Annotated in this window: 16 protein-coding genes; 8 read left to right on the top strand and 8 right to left on the bottom strand. The window is 42.0% G+C overall.

Features of this window, described 5'->3' with window-relative positions:
• Window positions 1–108 precede the first annotated feature (108 nt).
• The gene (locus AC4GME_RS04830) at window positions 109–657 is read left to right on the top strand and encodes a thioredoxin family protein (RefSeq protein ID WP_490375892.1); all 549 of its coding nucleotides are present in this window, start codon (window positions 109–111) and stop codon (window positions 655–657) included.
• A 144-nt stretch (window positions 658–801) separates the two neighbouring features.
• A complete protein-coding gene (locus AC4GME_RS04825) occupies window positions 802–1,749 on the top strand; it encodes a YeiH family protein (RefSeq protein ID WP_490375893.1) in 948 nt (315 codons plus the stop codon).
• A 309-nt stretch (window positions 1,750–2,058) separates the two neighbouring features.
• On the opposite strand, the gene AC4GME_RS04820 is transcribed toward AC4GME_RS04825, so the two are convergent.
• A complete protein-coding gene (locus tag AC4GME_RS04820) occupies window positions 2,059–4,752 on the bottom strand; it encodes a molybdopterin-dependent oxidoreductase (RefSeq protein ID WP_490375894.1) in 2,694 nt (897 codons plus the stop codon).
• Between the two features lie 546 nt (window positions 4,753–5,298).
• On the opposite strand from AC4GME_RS04820, the gene cobA reads away from it, so the two are divergent.
• The 5 genes from cobA to AC4GME_RS04795 all read left to right on the top strand — a co-directional run bounded on the left by cobA (window position 5,299) and on the right by AC4GME_RS04795 (window position 12,338).
• Window positions 5,299–6,066 (top strand): uroporphyrinogen-III C-methyltransferase, encoded by a 768-nt coding sequence (gene cobA / locus AC4GME_RS04815; RefSeq protein ID WP_490375918.1) that lies wholly within the window; start codon window positions 5,299–5,301, stop codon window positions 6,064–6,066.
• A gap of 36 nt (window positions 6,067–6,102) precedes the next feature.
• Complete coding sequence (nirB, locus tag AC4GME_RS04810) at window positions 6,103–8,643, top strand: nitrite reductase large subunit NirB (protein WP_490375895.1); 2,541 nt, start codon at window positions 6,103–6,105, stop codon at window positions 8,641–8,643.
• Window positions 8,644–8,655: 12 nt separating this feature from the next.
• On the top strand, window positions 8,656–9,003 hold the full coding sequence (nirD, locus tag AC4GME_RS04805) for a nitrite reductase small subunit NirD (RefSeq protein WP_490375896.1): 348 nt from the start codon (window positions 8,656–8,658) through the stop codon (window positions 9,001–9,003).
• Window positions 9,004–9,072: 69 nt separating this feature from the next.
• Window positions 9,073–10,545, top strand: a complete 1,473-nt coding sequence (locus AC4GME_RS04800) for a NarK family nitrate/nitrite MFS transporter (protein ID WP_490375897.1) — start codon at window positions 9,073–9,075, stop codon at window positions 10,543–10,545.
• 8 nt (window positions 10,546–10,553) lie between these two features.
• On the top strand, window positions 10,554–12,338 hold the full coding sequence (locus AC4GME_RS04795) for a bifunctional protein-serine/threonine kinase/phosphatase (protein WP_490375898.1): 1,785 nt from the start codon (window positions 10,554–10,556) through the stop codon (window positions 12,336–12,338).
• A 14-nt stretch (window positions 12,339–12,352) separates the two neighbouring features.
• Here AC4GME_RS04795 and pfkB read toward each other — a convergent pair whose 3' ends face one another.
• Window positions 12,353–13,306, bottom strand: a complete 954-nt coding sequence (gene pfkB, locus AC4GME_RS04790) for a 1-phosphofructokinase (protein ID WP_490375899.1) — start codon at window positions 13,304–13,306, stop codon at window positions 12,353–12,355.
• Window positions 13,307–13,508: 202 nt separating this feature from the next.
• Window positions 13,509–15,332 (bottom strand): ABCB family ABC transporter ATP-binding protein/permease, encoded by a 1,824-nt coding sequence (locus AC4GME_RS04785; RefSeq protein ID WP_490375900.1) that lies wholly within the window; start codon window positions 15,330–15,332, stop codon window positions 13,509–13,511.
• Between the two features lie 464 nt (window positions 15,333–15,796).
• Between AC4GME_RS04785 and AC4GME_RS04780 the strand changes: the two genes are divergently transcribed.
• Window positions 15,797–16,543 (top strand): metallophosphoesterase, encoded by a 747-nt coding sequence (locus tag AC4GME_RS04780; protein ID WP_490375901.1) that lies wholly within the window; start codon window positions 15,797–15,799, stop codon window positions 16,541–16,543.
• Window positions 16,544–16,564: 21 nt separating this feature from the next.
• Here the strand turns inward: AC4GME_RS04780 and AC4GME_RS04775 are convergent, their stop codons facing one another.
• From AC4GME_RS04775 to AC4GME_RS04755, 5 genes are all read right to left on the bottom strand, one after another.
• Complete coding sequence (locus AC4GME_RS04775) at window positions 16,565–17,143, bottom strand: HD domain-containing protein (RefSeq protein ID WP_490375919.1); 579 nt, start codon at window positions 17,141–17,143, stop codon at window positions 16,565–16,567.
• Window positions 17,144–17,294: 151 nt separating this feature from the next.
• Window positions 17,295–17,531, bottom strand: coding sequence for a hypothetical protein (locus AC4GME_RS04770; RefSeq protein ID WP_490375902.1), 237 nt, complete (start codon window positions 17,529–17,531; stop codon window positions 17,295–17,297).
• A 207-nt stretch (window positions 17,532–17,738) separates the two neighbouring features.
• The gene (locus AC4GME_RS04765; protein ID WP_490375903.1) at window positions 17,739–18,227 is read right to left on the bottom strand and encodes a GNAT family N-acetyltransferase; all 489 of its coding nucleotides are present in this window, start codon (window positions 18,225–18,227) and stop codon (window positions 17,739–17,741) included.
• A gap of 90 nt (window positions 18,228–18,317) precedes the next feature.
• A complete protein-coding gene (locus AC4GME_RS04760; protein ID WP_490375904.1) occupies window positions 18,318–18,455 on the bottom strand; it encodes a zinc ribbon-containing protein in 138 nt (45 codons plus the stop codon).
• Window positions 18,456–18,520: 65 nt separating this feature from the next.
• Window positions 18,521–19,105, bottom strand: a 585-nt coding sequence (locus AC4GME_RS04755; RefSeq protein ID WP_490379076.1) for a GGDEF domain-containing protein, incomplete at its 5' end; no start/stop codon positions are given.

Raw genomic sequence — 19,105 nt, 5'->3', positions numbered from 1 at the left:
AAGAAGCCGTACTGCAAGTGTTATAATGGATAGCAACTTAGCTTATCAATAATCACCCAAGCGCTGAATTGAATAATTCGGCGTTTATTTATTGTGGAGAAATTTAACATGCTACTGGATACTCCTATTTGTGATTTTGGCTGGAAAGCCCCTGATTTCACATTAAAAAATGCCGATGGTGAAGACTTTGTGATGTCTGAATATTTAGGTGATAAAGGCCTGCTTATTATGTTTATCTGCAATCACTGCCCTTATGTGCAGCGTATTGCACAACGCCTGGCTGAAGATAGCAAACAACTAATGGCTGAAGGTATTAACGTATTAGCCATTATGTCCAATGATTATCAGGTGGTGGAAGCTGATAATCCGGAAAACATGAAAAAGTTTGCTCAGCAATATGGTTTTACATTTCCCTACTTAGTCGATGAAACACAAAGCATTGGTAAACAATATAATGCCATCTGCACCCCAGACTTTTTTGGTTTTAACCGGCATGGTGAGCTGCAATACCGCGGCCGACTAGATGATGCCAATATGGGGGATGCTAGCAAGCGCGCGCCTGAATTAGTTAATGCAATGCGTCAAATAGCACAAACAGGAAAAGGCCCAGAAAAACAATCCCCGAGCATGGGGTGCTCGATTAAGTGGCGTGATTAACTTAAGTCATACTATGCATTTATTTTGCGGCGGTTTATTTATGTTGCTCGTTAAGTATTGCTTAACGAGTTGTTAACGGTATTCGAATATACTGAATACTACTAGCTGCGTTACAATACAAACTCGTTACAAGCGAGGTGTACTATGCATGACTTATTAGCAAATTCTAAATGGCAAAAACGTGATTTGATCTTTATTGCAGTGGCAGTCCTGTGTTTAACGCCGCTCATCTCTTCCCCGATCGCATTAGTGCTTGGCTTTACGCTTGTCACACTCGGACTTGTTCCACAGCATATCGATATTAATCAGTTAACAAAAAAAATGCTTTCTTATTCGATTATCGGTTTAGGGTTTGGCATTAACTTAGAGCAAGCTATTAGCGCGAGTAAAGAGGGAATAGGGCTGATTTTAATCTCTATTTTCGGTACCTTAATTGTTGGCTGGATGCTGACTAAAGTATTACGCATTGACCGGAAAACCGGGCATTTAATCGCATCCGGTACCGCAATTTGCGGTGGCAGTGCAATTGCAGCTGTAGCGCCAGCCATTAACGCCAAAGGCAATCAAACATCGCTTGCGTTAGCGGTTGTTTTTATTCTTAATTCAGTGGCGCTGTTTGTTTTTCCACTGATCGGGCATCTGCTTAATATGAGCCAGCATGCTTTTGGGGTGTGGAGTGCTATCGCCATTCACGATACATCATCAGTGGTCGGGGCTGCAGCAGCTTATGGAGATGAGGCGCTATTAACAGCAACCACCCTTAAGCTTGCGCGCGCGTTGTGGATTATTCCGGTTGCGTTTATCAGTGCGTTATTATTTAAAGGTGACAGTAAAAAAATCACTATCCCTTTGTTTATACTTTTTTATTGTTTGGCTATTTTGACAGCCCATTTTCTGCCTGATTTCACCTCTCTCTATCAGGGCATTTTTACAGCATCGAAACAGACGCTGGTACTTTGTTTATTCCTGATTGGCTCAGGCATCACTTTTCAAAAAATAAAAGAGGCGGGTGTTAAACCCCTTGTATTGGGTATTTTGCTCTGGGTGATCATTGCCAGTTGCTCGCTGTTTTATATCCAGCTAATAATGTAACCTTATTCCTGTTTACTTTGCTGGTGCCTGAACAGATAAATAATTAATAAAGTAAAGGCGCATAAATCCAGGGTTGCCGAGAGTAATCCGCTGGTAAATAGTGACAGCAGTATGCAAAGTAAAACTGCAGTAATTATTAGTTTATTAATAGGCATCTTGATTCCCTGCTGCTAATCGATAGCGCTATTATCTCGGTAACTATCCTTAAAAAGGAAATATCGTAATCATCTAACTCATAACTAATCTGTTATTAAACAGCTGCAATGTGATTACAGATGCGCATCATAGAGCCGTACTATATAAACAGCTTTATACTGCGCTATAACTAAGAGAATGATCGCTTAGCAGATCTTCAATATCAGGCAGGCAACTTCCGCAACCTGTTCCTGCGCCAGTGCATTTTCCAATGGCTTCAACAGACTCTAATTTCTGCTCTTGTATCGCCTCTTTGATAATATTATCACCCACTTGCTTACAGGCACATAATATTTTCCCTTGTGCTAATTGCCCCTCTATCAATCCCGATATAATCGAACGTTCAATGGTCAGATCGAGCGTGACACTTAATAAACTCTGCATCCAATCCAATGCTTGATTTTGCAGATTATCAGCAAGGATATATGCACAGACTACTTTTTGTTCCTGGATATTGGCATAGCGATACAGTGGTTTCTCGCTGTTACTGCTGGTGGAATAATTGAGGTTTTTACCGTTATGGTTTGCGATTAAGTTTGCTAATTTACCCCTTAACTCCGGCGGAGACATAATATCTGCGATGTGATACAGGTAACCGTCGGCAACTTTTTGTTTCACCCAGTAAGCAAATTCAGCAAGCTCAACAGGCTGCCTGCATAAAAATAGTGCTTCGCTGTTATAACTCCATTTCGTTACTTTTACTGGTGTAGATTTAAATTCAGGCTGCCCGGAATTAAGATCGGTATTGGCTTTAATTAAAGCGCAGACATTGGCTTTACTTGCGGTTGTTTGATTCCAGTGAATAGGGATAAACAGTTGTCCCTGACTAACCGACTTGCAGACCGATGCGCGTACTAATACAGAGCCGCTTGCACTGCTAACTTCAACCAGATCACCGTTAATTAACTGTGTTTTCTGGGCGTCTTTAGGGTGGATCGAAACAAAGGGCTCCGTTATATGAGCGCCCAGGCGGCTGGAAAGTCCTGTTCGGGTCATAGTATGCCAGTGATCGCGAATGCGTCCGCTGTTAAGCTGCAATGGATAGCTCTGATCGCAGGAATTCAGCGGTTTCTTATGCGTAACCGCAATAAACTGCGCTTTTTTATTGGCAGTAAAAAAAAGATTATCGGTAAACATTCTCTGCTGAACAGTGGAATTCTGCACCATTTTTACCGGCCATTGTTGCGGTGTCAGTTGGCTGTATCCTTGCGCATCTAATAGCGTTAAACCGATTAAATTAAGATCGCGAGTTAACCCGTTTTTATTACCCAGCGTGGTCATTTTTGCATATTCAACAAACACCTCACCTTCATGAAGATAATTAAAGGCACTGGCAAACCCCATCCGTTTGCCTACTTCACTGATAATCCACCAATCAGCTTTTGCTTCTCCTGGGCTGGCTAAAAGTCGACGTTGTCGTGAGATGCGCCGTTCTGAATTGGTCACTGTACCTGATTTTTCACTCCATCCTTGCGCGGGCAATAACACATTGGCAAGTCGCGTTGTCGCTGTATCTTTGATGCAGTCAGAAACCACCACTAATGGACATTTTTTTAATGCTTCTACTGTTTTTCTGCTGTTTGGCAAACTCACCACAGGGTTGGTAGCCATTATCCATACTGCTTTAATTTTTCCATCGTGGATAGCATCAAACAGATCGATTGCTTTCAGGCCGGGTGAGCTGGCCAAATTATCTGTCTTCCAAAAATCACTGATTAAATTATGATCGCCTTGATTGCCAAACTCCATATGCGCCGCCAGCGTATTGGCAAGGCCACCGACCTCCCGGCCTCCCATCGCATTAGGTTGACCTGTAACTGAAAATGGTCCCGTTCCCTCTTTACCTATACGACCGGTCGCAAGATGGCAGTTTAAAATACTGTTAACTTTATCCGTGCCTTGCGAAGATTGGTTGACCCCTTGAGAGTAAATGGTCACTACTTTTTCTGTATTGGAAAATTTATGGTAGAAGGAGTTAAGATCCTGCTCATTAACTGCCAGTCTATTAAGCAGCTCATTCCGGTCGGCGCACTCTTTAATTGCACTTGCCAGCGCCGCTGCAAAACCCTGGCTATATCTGTTTATATAATCGTTATCTATTTTTTTATGCTCGGCAAGATAAGCTAATAAGCCATTAAATAGCGCCACATCAGAGCCGGGCTGGATCGGCAGATGCAGATCTGCAATAGCACAGGTATCAGTTTTACGCGGGTCGATAACTACAATAAACAGCTCCGGACGCTGCTCTTTTGCCGCTTTTAAACGTTGAAATAACACCGGGTGACACCAGGCTAGATTAGATCCGGTAATTACCACCATATCCGTTTTTTCAATATCTTGATAACAGACTGGTACGGTATCACTGCCAAAGGCGCGTTTATGTCCTGCGACGGTTGATGACATACACAGCCTAGAATTGGTATCGATATTGCCGCTACCGATAAAACCTTTCATCAGTTTATTGGCGACATAATAATCTTCAGTGAGCAGTTGTCCGGAAGCATAAAATGCAACCGAATCAGGCCCATGTTCGGCTATAATTTTTGAAAACTGCGTGGCGACATGGCTTAATGCATTGTTCCAATCTGTATTAACACCATCAATACTCGGGTGTAATAACCGGCCCTCGTGGCTTACTGTTTCACCGAGCGCTAAACCTTTCGAGCACAAGCGTCCATAATTTGAGGGGTGCTGTTTATCACCGCGAATATCAAGCAAGCCTTTACTGTTTACCTTGGCTTCAACACCGCAACCCACACCACAATATGCACAGGTTGTTTTTGTCCATAAGCTTTTTTCTATTGTCATGTGCCCTCTCTATAGCTGTAATTTTTCTCTCTTCTTTTATATAGAGCAAAGAGCGCACCAAGTTCGGTTAATTGTAAATATTAATCTTGTTGCTTTTGTTTTTTCCTTTTAAATCAACTGGTAAGTAATGTTTTAAGTGCTAAGGAAAATGCCTGCAATGGTTCTGTTAAATCATAAAGGAGAACAAAGTGAGTTATTGCGCTTTATTTTGGTGCAATACGCACTAAAAGATCACATTTATTAAACAAATAAGGCTCTGAAGCACTCGTTTATTTTTTGTCTGTTCAGATGTTGTTCGGTATAACTTATTGAATATTAACTATTTATTGTTTTTGTTGTAGATAAATATATGCTATTGGCACTGCCTTTGCAATAACGTTGCTAAAGGCTTTGTTAACAATATTTAAACGGGGCTGTAACAATCTTATCAAGGGTTAGCTTATGGTTTTTGAAAAGAGTAAAAGTGCTGTTGTGACTTTCACATCAAGCGATATCCGTCCCAAAAAAACAATTTCTATCAACAGCAAAAATCATTGTCAGTTGGGAATGGTTTCATTGGTGGGAGCCGGTCCCGGAGATCCTGATCTTCTTACCCTTAAAGCGCTTCGAGTGATAGAGCAGTCGGACGTTATTATTTATGACAACTTAGTCAGTCAGGAGATTCGCCAGCTTTTTCCAAGAGATGCTGAAACCTTGTATGTCGGTAAAATCAAAGGCGATCACAGTTATAGCCAATCTGATATTAACCAGCTTTTAATAGAAAAATCGCGACAAGGTTTAACTGTCTGCCGACTAAAGGGGGGAGATGCCTTTGTATTTGGCCGTGGTGGTGAAGAGATGCTGTTGCTGAAGAAGCAGGGCATTGAAGTGCAGATTGTGCCGGGGATTACCGCCGCTGCTGGTTGCAGCAGTTATGCCGGTATTCCGCTTACCCATCGGGGCCTTGCACAAGGTTGTACTTTTGTTACCGCCCATGCAGAAAAAGAGCTGGATATTCAATGGCAAGCCTTAGCAAAGCTGGATCATACCCTGGTATTTTATATGGGATTAAGCAAAGTACTGATGATTGAAACACAGCTAATACAAGCTGGCCTTGCTAAAACTACTCCGGTAGCCGTTATTGAAAATGGCTGTTGCCCACAACAACGCGTGATAACAGGAGATATCAACCAACTCGCTTCCCTGGTAGCAAAACATCAAATCAAATCCCCGTCGTTAATCATGGTCGGAAAAGTGGTAGCGCTTGCCGAGCAGCTGCAGTGGGTTCAGCAACAGAACTGTATAGACAGTGTTATTAATCAATTATCAGCTTAAAACTGAACAAATTTTAAAACAAAGGAAATAACTATTATGAGCAAACAACGAATTATTGTAGTTGGCAACGGCATGGTAGGCCACAAATTTATTGATACCATTATCAGTGATGACAGCGTTGATTATGAGGTGATCACTTTTTCAGAAGAGTCCCGTCTTGCTTATGATCGTGTGCAATTAAGTTATTTCTTTTCCGGTAAAAGTGCAGATGATCTGGCACTGACGGATGCAACTTACTACCAGGAAAATGGCATTAAATTTGTACTTAACGATAAAGTGGTTGACTTAGATTTTGCTAATAAACAGGTTGTTACGCAAAGCGGGCGTATTGAAGATTACGATAAACTGGTACTTGCTACAGGTTCATTTCCTTTTGTGCCGCCTATTCCTGGCAACGATCAGGAGCATTGCCATGTATACCGTACGATTGATGATCTTGAAGGTATCACAGAATCAGGAAAAACCAGCAAGGTTGGCGTTGTTATCGGTGGCGGACTGCTCGGTCTTGAAGCGGGTAATGCGTTAGTTAATTTAGGCTTAGAAACGCATATTGTTGAGTTTGCGCCTCGTTTAATGGCGGTGCAGTTAGATGATGGCGGTGGTGCTTTATTACGTCGCAAGATTGAAGATCTGGGTGTAAAAGTACATACCGAGAAAGCGACCAGTGAAATTGTTGCGGGTGAGTTCTGTCGTTACCGTATGAATTTTGCCGATGGTAGCTTTTTAGAAACAGACACTATCATTTTTTCTGCAGGTATTCGTCCGCAAGATGAGCTAGCACGTTCATCAGGACTTACCATTGGTGAGCGTGGCGGCATTGTGATTAATAACCACTGCCAGACCAGCGTTGCAGATGTTTATGCGATCGGTGAATGTGCGTTATGGGAAAACTTTATCTTTGGTTTAGTCGCACCGGGTTATCAAATGGCCAAAGTGGCAGCCTCTCATATTAAGGGAGAAGCTAAACACGTTTTTACCGGCGCGGATATGAGTACCAAGCTGAAACTGCTTGGGGTTGATGTAGCCAGTATCGGTGAAGTACATGGAAGAACAGCGGGTGCACAGTCTTATACATACCATGATGAAATTGAGCAGGTTTATAAACGTTTAATCGTATCAGCTGACGGTAAAAAAGTGGTTGGCGCGGTATTGGTTGGTGATGTTGAAGCCTACGGTTCATTACTGCAGTTAATGCTTAATGATATGGATCTGCCTGAAAATCCCTCTGCGCTTATTTTACCAACTGCAGGGGATGAGCAAGCAAGCGGTTTGGGGGTTGAAGCCCTGCCGGACAGCGCATCTATCTGTTCCTGTTTTGATGTTAGTAAAGGCGATATTAAAGAAGCCGTTGCCGCGGGCTGCACAAGCATGTCTGAACTTAAAGGTTCAACAAACGTATCAACAGGTTGTGGCGGCTGTTCATCACTTGCAAAACAAGTTCTTGATAGTGAATTAGCAAACTTAGGTTTTGAAGTTAAAAATGATATTTGTGAGCATTTTGCCTATTCGCGCCATGAGTTAGTAGACATTATCCGTGTTAAAAAGATCAAAACCTTTGATGAGATGCTTAATAGGTGCGGTGAAGGTTTAGGCTGTGAAATTTGTAAACCTGCAGTCGGTTCAATTTTAGCCTCTTACTGGAATGATTACGTGCTTGAAGATGCGCATATCGAGCTGCAGGATACCAATGATATCTATCTGGGCAATATGCAGAAAGATGGTACTTACTCGGTTGTGCCGCGTGTTGCTGGTGGCGAGATCACCCCGGATAAACTTATCGTATTAGGCTCCGTTGCCAAAGAGTTTGATCTTTATACTAAATTAACCGGTGGCCAGCGTGTTGATCTATTTGGTGCACAACTGCATGAACTGCCTATTATCTGGAAAAAACTGATCGATGCGGGTTTTGAAACAGGCCACGCTTACGGTAAGTCTCTGCGTACCGTGAAATCTTGTGTCGGCAGCACCTGGTGTCGTTATGGTGTGAAAGACAGTGTCGGTTTCGCTATTGAAATAGAAAACCGTTACAAAGGTCTGCGCTCTCCTCATAAAATCAAATTTGGTGTCTCCGGCTGTACCCGTGAATGTGCTGAAGCGCAAACTAAAGATGTGGGTCTGATTGCCACAGATAAAGGCTGGAATATGTATGTCTGTGGTAACGGCGGTATGCGCCCTCGCCATGGTGATCTGTTTGCTACAGATCTCACTGATGAGATGTTACAAAAATACACGGATCGTTTCCTGATGTTTTATATCCGCACTGCCGACCGTCTGCAACGCACCTCTGTATGGCTGGAAAACCTTGAAGGTGGTTTGGATTATTTAAGAGAGGTGATTATTGAAGACAAGCTGAATATCGCAGAAGAGCTTGAATCAGAAATGGCGGAAAATATTAAAAATTATCAGTGTGAGTGGAAAACCACCATTGAAAGCCCTGAAAAAATGAAACGTTTTAAACATTTTGCAAACAGTGAAGAGCTTGATAACAGCCTGTCATTTACAACTCAGCGAGAGCAGCGTTTTCCAAGCAGCAAAGCGTCAGCGCAGCCCATTAAAATTATTGAATTAACAGAATAGAGGGAGAATAAAATGAAAGCTGAATTAAGCCAAGAATGGATAACTATCTGTGAACAACAAGATCTCACCCCAAATGCGGGAACTTGCGTGCAGTTTAATAAGGAGCAAGTGGCTATCTTTTTCTGTCAACGTAATAAGAGCTTATATGCCGTTGCAAATTTTGATCCGATTGGTCAGGCAAACGTTATTTCGCGCGGCATTATGGGGTCAATACAGGGGAAAACTTATGTATCTTCACCTCTGTATAAACAGCACTTTGATTTAATCACCGGCGAGTGTTTAGAGTCGCCGGAGCATTCATTGAAAACCTATGCAGTTCGGGTGGATGATGAGCTGATTCAACTTAAAGAAGCCTGTTAATCACCAGTTTAAAACAAATAAAGAGCCCTTTTTGTGAGGGCTGTTTTTATATTTTTAAAGGATCTCAATATGAGTAAAAGTTCATTTAATATTTTATCTTTTCAGGGCAAGATGAAAACGCTGCATTTAAGCTGGATGGCATTTTTTATCACTTTTGCCGTATGGTTTAACTTTGCCCCATTACTGCATGCAGTAAAAGAGAGCTTAGGCTTAACCACTGAAGAAATTAAAACACTGCTAATACTTAATGTGGCGATCACCATACCAGCACGGGTTATTATTGGTTCGTTAACAGATAAATACGGACCAAGAGTTGTTTACTCCGCGCTACTGGCTATCTGTGCCATTCCCTGTTTTGCCTTTGCCATGTCAGAGACCTTTATACAAGCTGCTATTGCACGTTTTGCTCTGGGCTTTATTGGTGCTGGCTTTGTTATCGGTATCCGTCTGGTTTCAGAATGGTTTCCGCATAATGAGTTAGGTACGGCTGAAGGCATCTATGGCGGTTGGGGGAATTTCGGCAGTGCAGCTGTAGCCTTTACCCTGCCTACTGTTGCATTGATGTTTGGTGGTGAAGATGGCTGGCGTTATGCGATGGCTGTGACAGGATTAATCAGCCTGATATTCGCATTTATCTTTTATGCAAATATTCGCGATACACCAAAAGGTTCCACCTATTTTAAACCGGAAAATTTAACGGCAATGGAAGTAACCTCTAAAGGCGATTTCTTTCTGCTGTTAGTAATGAAAGTGCCAATGTATGCCGCACTTGCTCTGCTTGCATGGAAATTATCACCGGCAAATATCGATATGATTTCAGCCAATATCACTTATTCCATTTATGGCGGCCTATTTACGCTGTATTTATATGAGTGGTCACAGGTTTGGAAAGTAAATAAATCAATTTTTAGCACACCTGTACCTGAAATACATCAATATAAATTCAAGCAAGTTGCGGTCTTAAATATCCTCTATTTTGCCACCTTTGGTTCGGAATTAGCGGTTGTTTCCATGTTGCCGTTATTTTTCTTGGATACCTTTGAACTAACACCTGTGGTTGCCGGTATGGTTGCATCTGCCTACGCATTTATGAACTTAGTTTCCCGTCCCGGTGGCGGCTGGATTTCAGATAAGTTTGGCCGTAAATCTACGCTTATTATCCTTACTGCCGGTCTTGCGCTTGGTTACCTGCTGATGGCGCAAATAACGGGCGAGTGGACACTGTGGGTTGCTGTTGCTGCGGCTATGTTATGTTCTTTCTTTGTGCAGGCGGGTGAAGGTGCCGTATTTGCTACCGTGCCTTTAATTAAACGCCGCATGACAGGGCAGATAGCGGGTATGACCGGTGCATACGGAAATGTCGGTGCGGTTGTTTATTTAACTGTTTTATCCTTTGTTGATTATCAAACCTTTTTCTATGTGATCGCAGTCACGGCATTTGTCGGCCTGGTTACACTAGTCTTTATGGTTGAACCTCAAGGGCAGATAGCTGAACTCAATCAGGACGGCAGCGTGACAATGATTGATGTGGGTAGCCACTAAGAGTTGATATGAAAGATCTGAATGTGATGAGTGTTAATAACAAACAAAATTCTCAGCTTGAACTGTGCATCGGGGGATATTCTGATGCTGGCAGGCGGGAGGCAAACCAGGACGCTTTTGCAGTAAAAGTGCCGACATCACATTCAGAAAAAAAGTATAAAGGGATTGTCGCCAGTATAGCTGACGGAGTAAGTTGCAGCAGTAATGGTCAACAAGCCAGTCATACCAGTGTCACCCAGTTTATCCATGACTATTACGGCACTTGTGAAAGTTGGAGTGTCAAACTCTCTGCGAGTAAAGTTTTAAACTCGCTCAACTCCTGGCTTTATCAGCATAGCAGTAAAGATGAGCTGCGCCATAACGGCTTAATTACCACCTTTAGCGCCATGGTTTTTAAATCAACCACTGCGCATATTTTTCATGTTGGCGATACACGTATTTATCGTTATCGCGATGGCTGCCTGAAACAGCTTACCAAAGATCATGCGCGCTGTGCATATGGCAAAAACAGTTTTCTGACCCGCGCGTTGGGAATGGACTCTCATTTGGAGATAGATTTTCAAAGCACGGCAGTGCGAGTGGGGGATATTTTCCTGCTCTCCAGCGACGGTATTCATGATTACCTGTCCAGGCAGGTATTAACAGCTCACCTTGACAGCATTAAACAAGAGAACTCAACAGCAACTGAGTTTGAGCAATTGGCAGAAACCATCAGTAAAGATGCGCTTAATAAAGGCAGCAGTGATAATTTAAGCTGTTTATTGCTTAAGGTTCAAAACCTGCCGATCTCAGATATTAATGAACTGTTTAAAAGGCTAACCAGTTTAATTATTCCGCCAGCGATGCGGACAGATAATGAAATTGATAATTTTAAAATAGAGCGAGTGGTGCATCAGGGCACGCGCAGCCATGTTTATCTGGCCAGAGAAAAAAGCAGTCAGAAACAGCGTATATTAAAAATACCTTCTCTGAACTTTGTAAATGATCTTGTTTACCTTGATGGCTTTGCAAAAGAGCAATGGGTAGGTCAGAAATTAAAACATCCGAATATTATGACTATTTTCCCCAAGTCAGAAAGCTCACCTTTTTTGTATCATATTTGCGAGTATATTGAAGGGATCACGCTGCGCCAGTGGATCTATGATAATCCCAAACCATCATTAGAAGATGCCCGGGAGATTATTAAAAATATAGTCAGTGCGGTGCGTGTCCTGCAGCGCTCAGGCATGGTGCACCGCGATCTGAAACCGGAAAATATTATGCTTTCAGAAAATAAAGAGATCACCATTATTGATTTTGGCACGGTAAAAATTGACGGATTAGATGAAATATCACCCGCACCAAGCGCCGAGGAACCTTTAGGTGCTGTGGATTATATTGCACCAGAGTATTTAAATGGCGGGCAAACGAGCTTTTTATCGGATCTGTTTTCTATTGCGCTGATAAGCTACGAGCTGCTTTGCGGTGAGCTACCTTATCAATCAAATAACAGTTCATTGAGCCGGGCAAGGCTTAACCAGTGGAAATATCGTCCAATAAAACAGTTTCGCGCAGATATTCCTGACTGGCTTGATGCGGCATTAAGAAAAGCGAGCGATCCTGTTGCGCAAAAACGTTATGGCGCAATGAGTGAATTTATAACGGATCTTTTTACCCCGAATAAAACTCTGCTTAAAGAGAGAGAGCAGTTTTCATTAATTGAACGCAATCCCGTTCGATTCTGGCAGTCACTGGCATTGTTGTTTTTTGCCGTTGCGCTGCTTGAGCTGTTCGTGCTTTTGGGCGATTTTTAATTATGCGCTGCCGATTAGCTGTCGTTATCCTGCGCGTTGATTTGCACCTGTTTCTGCACTGTTAACACCTGCTCTATCTCTGCAACACCGACGCCAATTTGGCTGACTGCCAGCGCGGATAATGCGGTCGCAAAAGCTAATGTTTGGCTTTTATGCCATTGCTTTAGCTCACCCCAGCACAGCCCTGCCACTAAGCTGTCACCAGCGCCAACGGTACTCACTACGCTCATTTTTGGTGGTTGCGATTGTATCCAGCCCGCTTGATCAAACCAAAGAGCGCCTTCTTCACCCAGCGATATCACCACATTTTCACAACCTTGCTGCTGTAATTTCTGTGCAGCCTTTTTGATTTCGTTACTGTTAGTAAGCTTTTGATCAGTTAATACACTGAGTTCTTGATCATTAGGTTTAATCAGGTAAGGATTTGCTGCAACACCGGCAATTAAGGCCCCATTACTGCTGTCAAAAAATACTTTTTTACCGGCTTTTTGCAGTTTTTCTATCCACTTGGCACAACGTGCCGGATCCAGCCCCTGCGGCAGACTACCGGCAATCACGAAAATTTCATGCGACTGTGCAAGTTCTGCTAAGGTCATTTCAAATTGCTGCAATTGTTGCTCAGTAACAGTGACACCGGGGAAGTTAAGATCGCTGACCTGTCCTGATTTTTCGACTATTTTGACATTGATTCGTGTTGCACCTTCGACACGAACAAATCGGTCGCTAACATTTAATGAATCAAATAACTGCACAAAAGCTTGTTGATTATCAATGCCAAGCAAACCTGTGACTGTCACTTGTGCGCCAAGTTCAGAAAGTACCTTGGCAACATTAATACCTTTACCGGCAGGGTGCAGACTGCCTGAGTCGAGTAAATTGACCGTGCCTTTTACTAATTCGTTCAGTGAGCCGGTCAGATCTAAGGCCGGATTTAAGGTCACTGTGACCACTTTTAAGTTATGACTCATGTAATCGCCTCGCGTGCCAGCATGCTGCTCTGCTGTTTTTTCTAATCCAATGGATTAAACAAGTGTTTTAAAAGCTCTATTAAGCTTTCTTGCTGCAACGATTGCAATCATTTTTTAAGCTGCTGTTTTTACTGATAACGGCAAGTATCGCGCGCTATTCCAATATTTTACCTATCAAGAGAGAGGAGCAGCCCTGGTTGATTCAGGGCGTATCTTGGTTTTTCTGCTGCAGCGCCCACATCGATGCATATTCACTGTTTTGCTTAATAAGTTGATTATGGGTTCCTCTTTCAATAATTCTGCCCTCTTTGAGCACCAGAATTTCATCGGCATCAACAATTGTAGATAAACGGTGGGCAATAATAAGCGTGGTTTTATTTTCGGAGATTGCTGTTAATGAGCTTTGAATCTCTTTTTCCGTATGGGAATCCAAAGCTGAAGTTGCTTCATCAAAAAGCAGAATTTCAGGATCTTTAAGAATGGTTCTGGCAATGGCGACTCTTTGTTTTTCACCACCGGATAGTTTTAGCCCGCGCTCTCCTACCGTTGTCTTATAACCGCAGGGTAGTTTCAGGATAAAATCATGGATCTTGGCGAGTTTTGCCGCCTGGTGGATCTCTTCTGCTGCAGCGTCCGGACGGCCATATTGGATGTTGTAAATAATACTGTCATTAAACAGAACCGTATCCTGAGGAACGACACCGATTGCGGCGCGTAATGATTGCTGGCTTACTTGGCGGATATTTTGTCCGTCTATTTTGATTTTTCCGGCGCTTACATCATAAAAACGAAACAGCAGTTTAGAAATGGTCGATTTCCCTGAACCGCTCGGCCCGACAATGGCTGTTGTTTTTCCCGGCTCTATTTTAAAGCTGATATGCTGTAAAATACTGCGCTGTATATTGTATGAAAAACTGACATTTTCAAATTCAACCTGTCCATGCTGCACCGATAAGCACTTTGCGTCAGGCAGATCTTGAATTTCAGCATTGATCTCTAACAACTCAAACATCTTATCCATATCAATCAGACTGCGCTTAATTTCCCTATAGACAAATCCCAAAAAATTGAGCGGCAGATAAAGTTGAATCATAAAGGTATTAACCAGAACAAAATCACCGATAGTAAGCTCTCCTGTTACCACGCCATTGCCGGCCATTGCCATAATAATAATCAAGCCCAAGCCGATGATCAGCCCTTGCCCTACATTCAGCACCGACAGACTGTTCTGGCTTTTTATCGCTGCAATTTCATAACTTGCTAAGGCCTGATCAAAGCGTTTATATTCATGCGTTTCATTGCCGAAATATTTAACCGTTTCATAATTTAAAAGGCTGTCAATGGCTTTGCTGTTCGCATCTGAATCTGTGTCATTCATTTGCCGTCTGTATTTCATTCTCCACTCTGTGATCCACAGCGTATAGGCAATATAGCCGACAATGGTAATAAAGGTGACGGCGGCAAAGCGAATATCAAAGGTATAAAAAAGCACTACGGTAACCATCACAATTTCAAGCAGGGTAGGAATAATATTAAAAAGTATAAAGGTGAGCAGAAACTGCAGCCCATGCGTTCCGCGCTCTATCACCCGTGAGAGTCCGCCAGTTTGCCTGTCTAAATGAAAGCTTAAAGATAATGCGTGAAGATGTTTAAAGGTATTTAACGCAATCATATGCTGGGCATGTTGAGAAACTTTAACAAAAATAAAGTCGCGAACTTCTCCAAAAAACTGATGAAGAATTCGCGCAAATCCATAGGCGACAATAATTCCCAGAGGCAAGACCACAAGCGCATTATCTAATGATTCAGGAGATAACGTTAACGCATCCACGGCCATTTTATATAAAAATGGAACATAGACATTAACCACTTTAGCCAGTGCTAAACTTGCCAGCGCCAGCAGAACTCGTGTTTTCAGATCGGCTCTATTTTTAGGCCAAATATAACCGCCCAATGTTTTAAGCGTCTTCCATTGGCTTCGCTCTTTACTTATGGTGTCCGTATTAAATGAACTGTTTTCTGCCATCCTAAATTTCCCTGCAAGGATAATTTTTTTAATAACCTATTATTCTTATAGACGTTAATGGCGTAAAAAGGGCGTAACAGTTGAATAAAATCATGATAACTACTCAGGTCGTTGCCATTTAAGCTTATTTATGAAGTACATCCGTGTACTTCATTGCTACGCAACTGGCTAAAGCCATTCAAATATGTTCCATACATATTTGTCCGCGTTGGAAAATGCTCATTTAAACGACTAAACTGCGCTTTTTCGCCTTGAGCTCAGCATAAATGGCTTAGCCCTGAGCATTTACTGTCTTATTTGATAAAAACACCTTAAATTATTGAGGTGCTGAGTAGTTACGAAAAATAGCGGCGTGGATAACGGTTTAAGGCAAACGTGCTGGTTTGCTGTCTATAAGTAAAGAGTATTGCTAAAGTCATCAGTGATGGCTGAAAAATGAAAGGGTAAATTATGAGAGGCCAATTTTGATTACATTATCTGCTCATCGTTATTATGCGCAAAACAGCAATGGGCGCGATTTTTTTATCGGTGATATACACGGAAAGTATGCACTGCTGATGCAGGCTCTGAAGCAGATCAACTTTGATTTTAATGCCGATCGATTATTCTCTGTTGGGGACCTTATTGACCGGGGTGAAGGCTCTTTTAATTGTCTTCTTCTGGCAAAAGAAAATTGGCTTATTCCTGTTATTGGTAATCATGAGCAGTTTTTAAGGGAGTCTGAAAACGGCAATATCTATAAAAAAATTTCCTGGTATCAAAATGGCGGTTCCTGGTGGGAAGATTTACATCTTCAGGAAAAGCAGCTGGCTAAAAAAATTGTTGAGAAAGAGTATTCCCTTACTTTAACGGTTGATACTTTAGCTGGGAAAATTGGTGTTGTTCATGCTCAATATCCACTTAAGCAGTGGCCGCTCAATGAATCTGATATCAACAGCGATATTCTTTATGAGTTACTTTGGAGTAGAGACTGTGTAAGCAATGGCAATCAACACCCGATTGCAGGTATTGATTTTATTGTTTCCGGGCACACACCTTTAAGCAAACCGTTACTAAAAGGCAGACAGTTATTTATTGATACTGGTTGCGGCCATCTGCCAAGTGCAAGAAGACCCAGTCCGCATTTGACCATCTGCGAGTTTAAAAAAGATCATATCGAAGTTTATGCGCTAGCTGAACAGCTCTTTGAATTTTCTAAAATTAAGATTTAATAATACAGGCTGGGCGCTCTGTTAAATTTCATGGCCTAATTGCTTGAGAAAAGAGCGCATAAAATCTGTCCTTTTTTGGGCCTCTGCTGTTGCCGACTCCGTATTCATAGAATCACCAATTAACAGTAATTTTTTGTAAAAATGATCAACAGTATAAGTTTGATCATCCGGAACGCGTGATGAACAAAAAGCATCTGATGCCGAGTAAAGTTCACGATTTAAACTGCTGCTGACCTGAATACAGCGCGCAATGCCTATTGCTCCAAGCGCGTCTAATCTGTCCGCATCCTGAACGATTTTAGCTTCTATTGTCTTGGGCGTAATATTGGCACTAAAGCTGTGCGCAACAATCGCATGATGAATGGCATCAAAATATTTACTGGGATAGTTAATTGCAGCTAAAAAACGGATTGCTTTATCTGCTGCCATTTTTGAGCTGGCATCTCTATCGGGATGGTTTTTAGCGACGCAGTAACAGTCATGGAGCCAGGCTGCAGGGATAACAATTTCGGGAAGCGCATTTTCAGCGAGGCATAATGATTTAGCGGTTTTAGTAACCCTTAAAATATGATTTAAATCATGAGCAGGATCGGACTGCATTTCCGCTTCAATAAAACGGACAAATTTCTCTTCTAGTTTGATCACAAAAGCATCCTGTTGCTTTATCTGTTAATGTTTATAAAGCAATAAAAGGGCAAGTCTTGATTTTGCTTTAAAAGGCAAAAAACAAGACTTGTTCCGGCTGTTGTTATCAACTTTCAGCTACTGGCCATGATGAATAGGCATCGACCCATTTAATGGATATCCAGTACCATAAAGGCACGAATAAAAGTGTAGCGAGGGAATAATCTTCGATTATTATGCCCACGGCGATAGCAATCAATGACAAAACCAATGAAGCAACAAAAAATATCATCGCCACTTTTCGTGAATTTATTCCCAACAGAGCCCAGTGTGCCCACATTGGCATATTATCTTTCTTTTTCATGAATCATTCCTAAAATTTCATTATCTATTTATAACGCTTAAAACAGCAAAATAAGTCTATTCTCTTTTATCTTTTCGAAAATATAAAAAAGATTTTCCCTACTCTATATAACCCCATCAAAAGCACAATCTGTAAATTGAACAGTGGTTACTTTTATTGAGCTAGGTTGGATATTTGCTGTTTGTTTTGCGCACAGGAAGGGCTCTGTTATCTCTGCAGTTCAATTTTCATTAACTTTGCGCTATCTCCATAGCTATGACAAATTTCTCTGCCCTGTATCTCTTTAAAACCATATTTAGCCCAGAAATCTCCCGAGCCCTGCACGGCGACTAAGACTATTTTTTTGAAGTTTAATCTCTTTGCTTCTTTTATTAGATGTTCTACCAGATAGTGAGCGATCCCTTTTCCTCTGGCACTGCGTGACACAGCAAGATCATGTAAAAACAGATTACAGCTTTTATTGTTGATAGCGGTTTTTTGGTAAAGCTTTGGCGGTGTTTCATTTTCCCACGGATGGGACAGGAGATAGCCTAATATTTCATTTTTGTTATCTGTATAAACTGAGCAGGTTGCGGGCGAAGCAAGCCATTTACTTTTAAGAACAGGCGCAGATTCAGGTGGGATTTCAGTATATGCCTCCTCTTCTATCTTGGATATTTCAGGCCATGAATTTTCTGATATCGGCTTAATAGGCATTGTTAAATCCTGTGTGAAATAGAGATAGCATAAATGGAGCAAATCACGGCTCTTGCTTTAAAAAGGAAAGGTTTGCTCCCGGTTTTTTCTTTATTGCTTACGGTACACGGTATGCCCGCACTTTGGGCATGGAGGCAAAGTATCGTTGTTGTCATCAAGTATGACTTTTTGACCACATTTTTCACACACGTATATCCCTTTTCCGGGTTTTTCACCTGTAGTATACATAGTTAGTACTCCTGTTAAGTTGGTAGTAAGGTTAAGTTGTGGATGTCAGCTTTTTCCAAAAATTATTATCGTCCGGCCTTCCTGTCTTGCTTGTTTTGATACATACGCTGATCGGCCTTCTCCACACATTTCTGAATGTCGAAGCTTAAATCGTTCAGACGGGAGCCGCCGGCACTGGCTGCCAATCGGTGGGGATAGGGGCGATTGTCGCTCTTATTCCAGCGAACGAGCGACTCCTGAACTCGGTTGATGTAGTCGGAGATGCTCTTTTCTTCAGCATTCACCAGCATCACGATGAACTCATCACCTCCGGTTCGGAATACAAAGTCTGTTTCCCGGCTTACATGGCGCAAGATTGAAGCAAATTCCATCAGATAATAATCGCCAGCAAGATGTCCGGATTTGTCATTAATCACCTTAAAATGATCTAAATCGAACATGACAAGTGTCAAAGGGATATTCAGTCGCTTGCTCCGCTTAATTTCTTTTTCAGTAATTTCATCAAAACTGGCGCGATTTAATAGCCCTGTCAGAGAGTCGGTTGTGGCTTTGCGGTGAAATTCGTACGATTCGTCGCTCATATGGGAAATCAGAATATTAATGTTCTCGAAAAGCGAGCGAACCGGAGTTACATGGTAGTCTTTATAAAC

It is taken from the genome of Psychromonas sp. (assembly GCF_983033635.1).
Note: the sequence above shows the minus strand (reverse complement) of the source record. Positions and strands in the feature narration are given on the sequence as shown.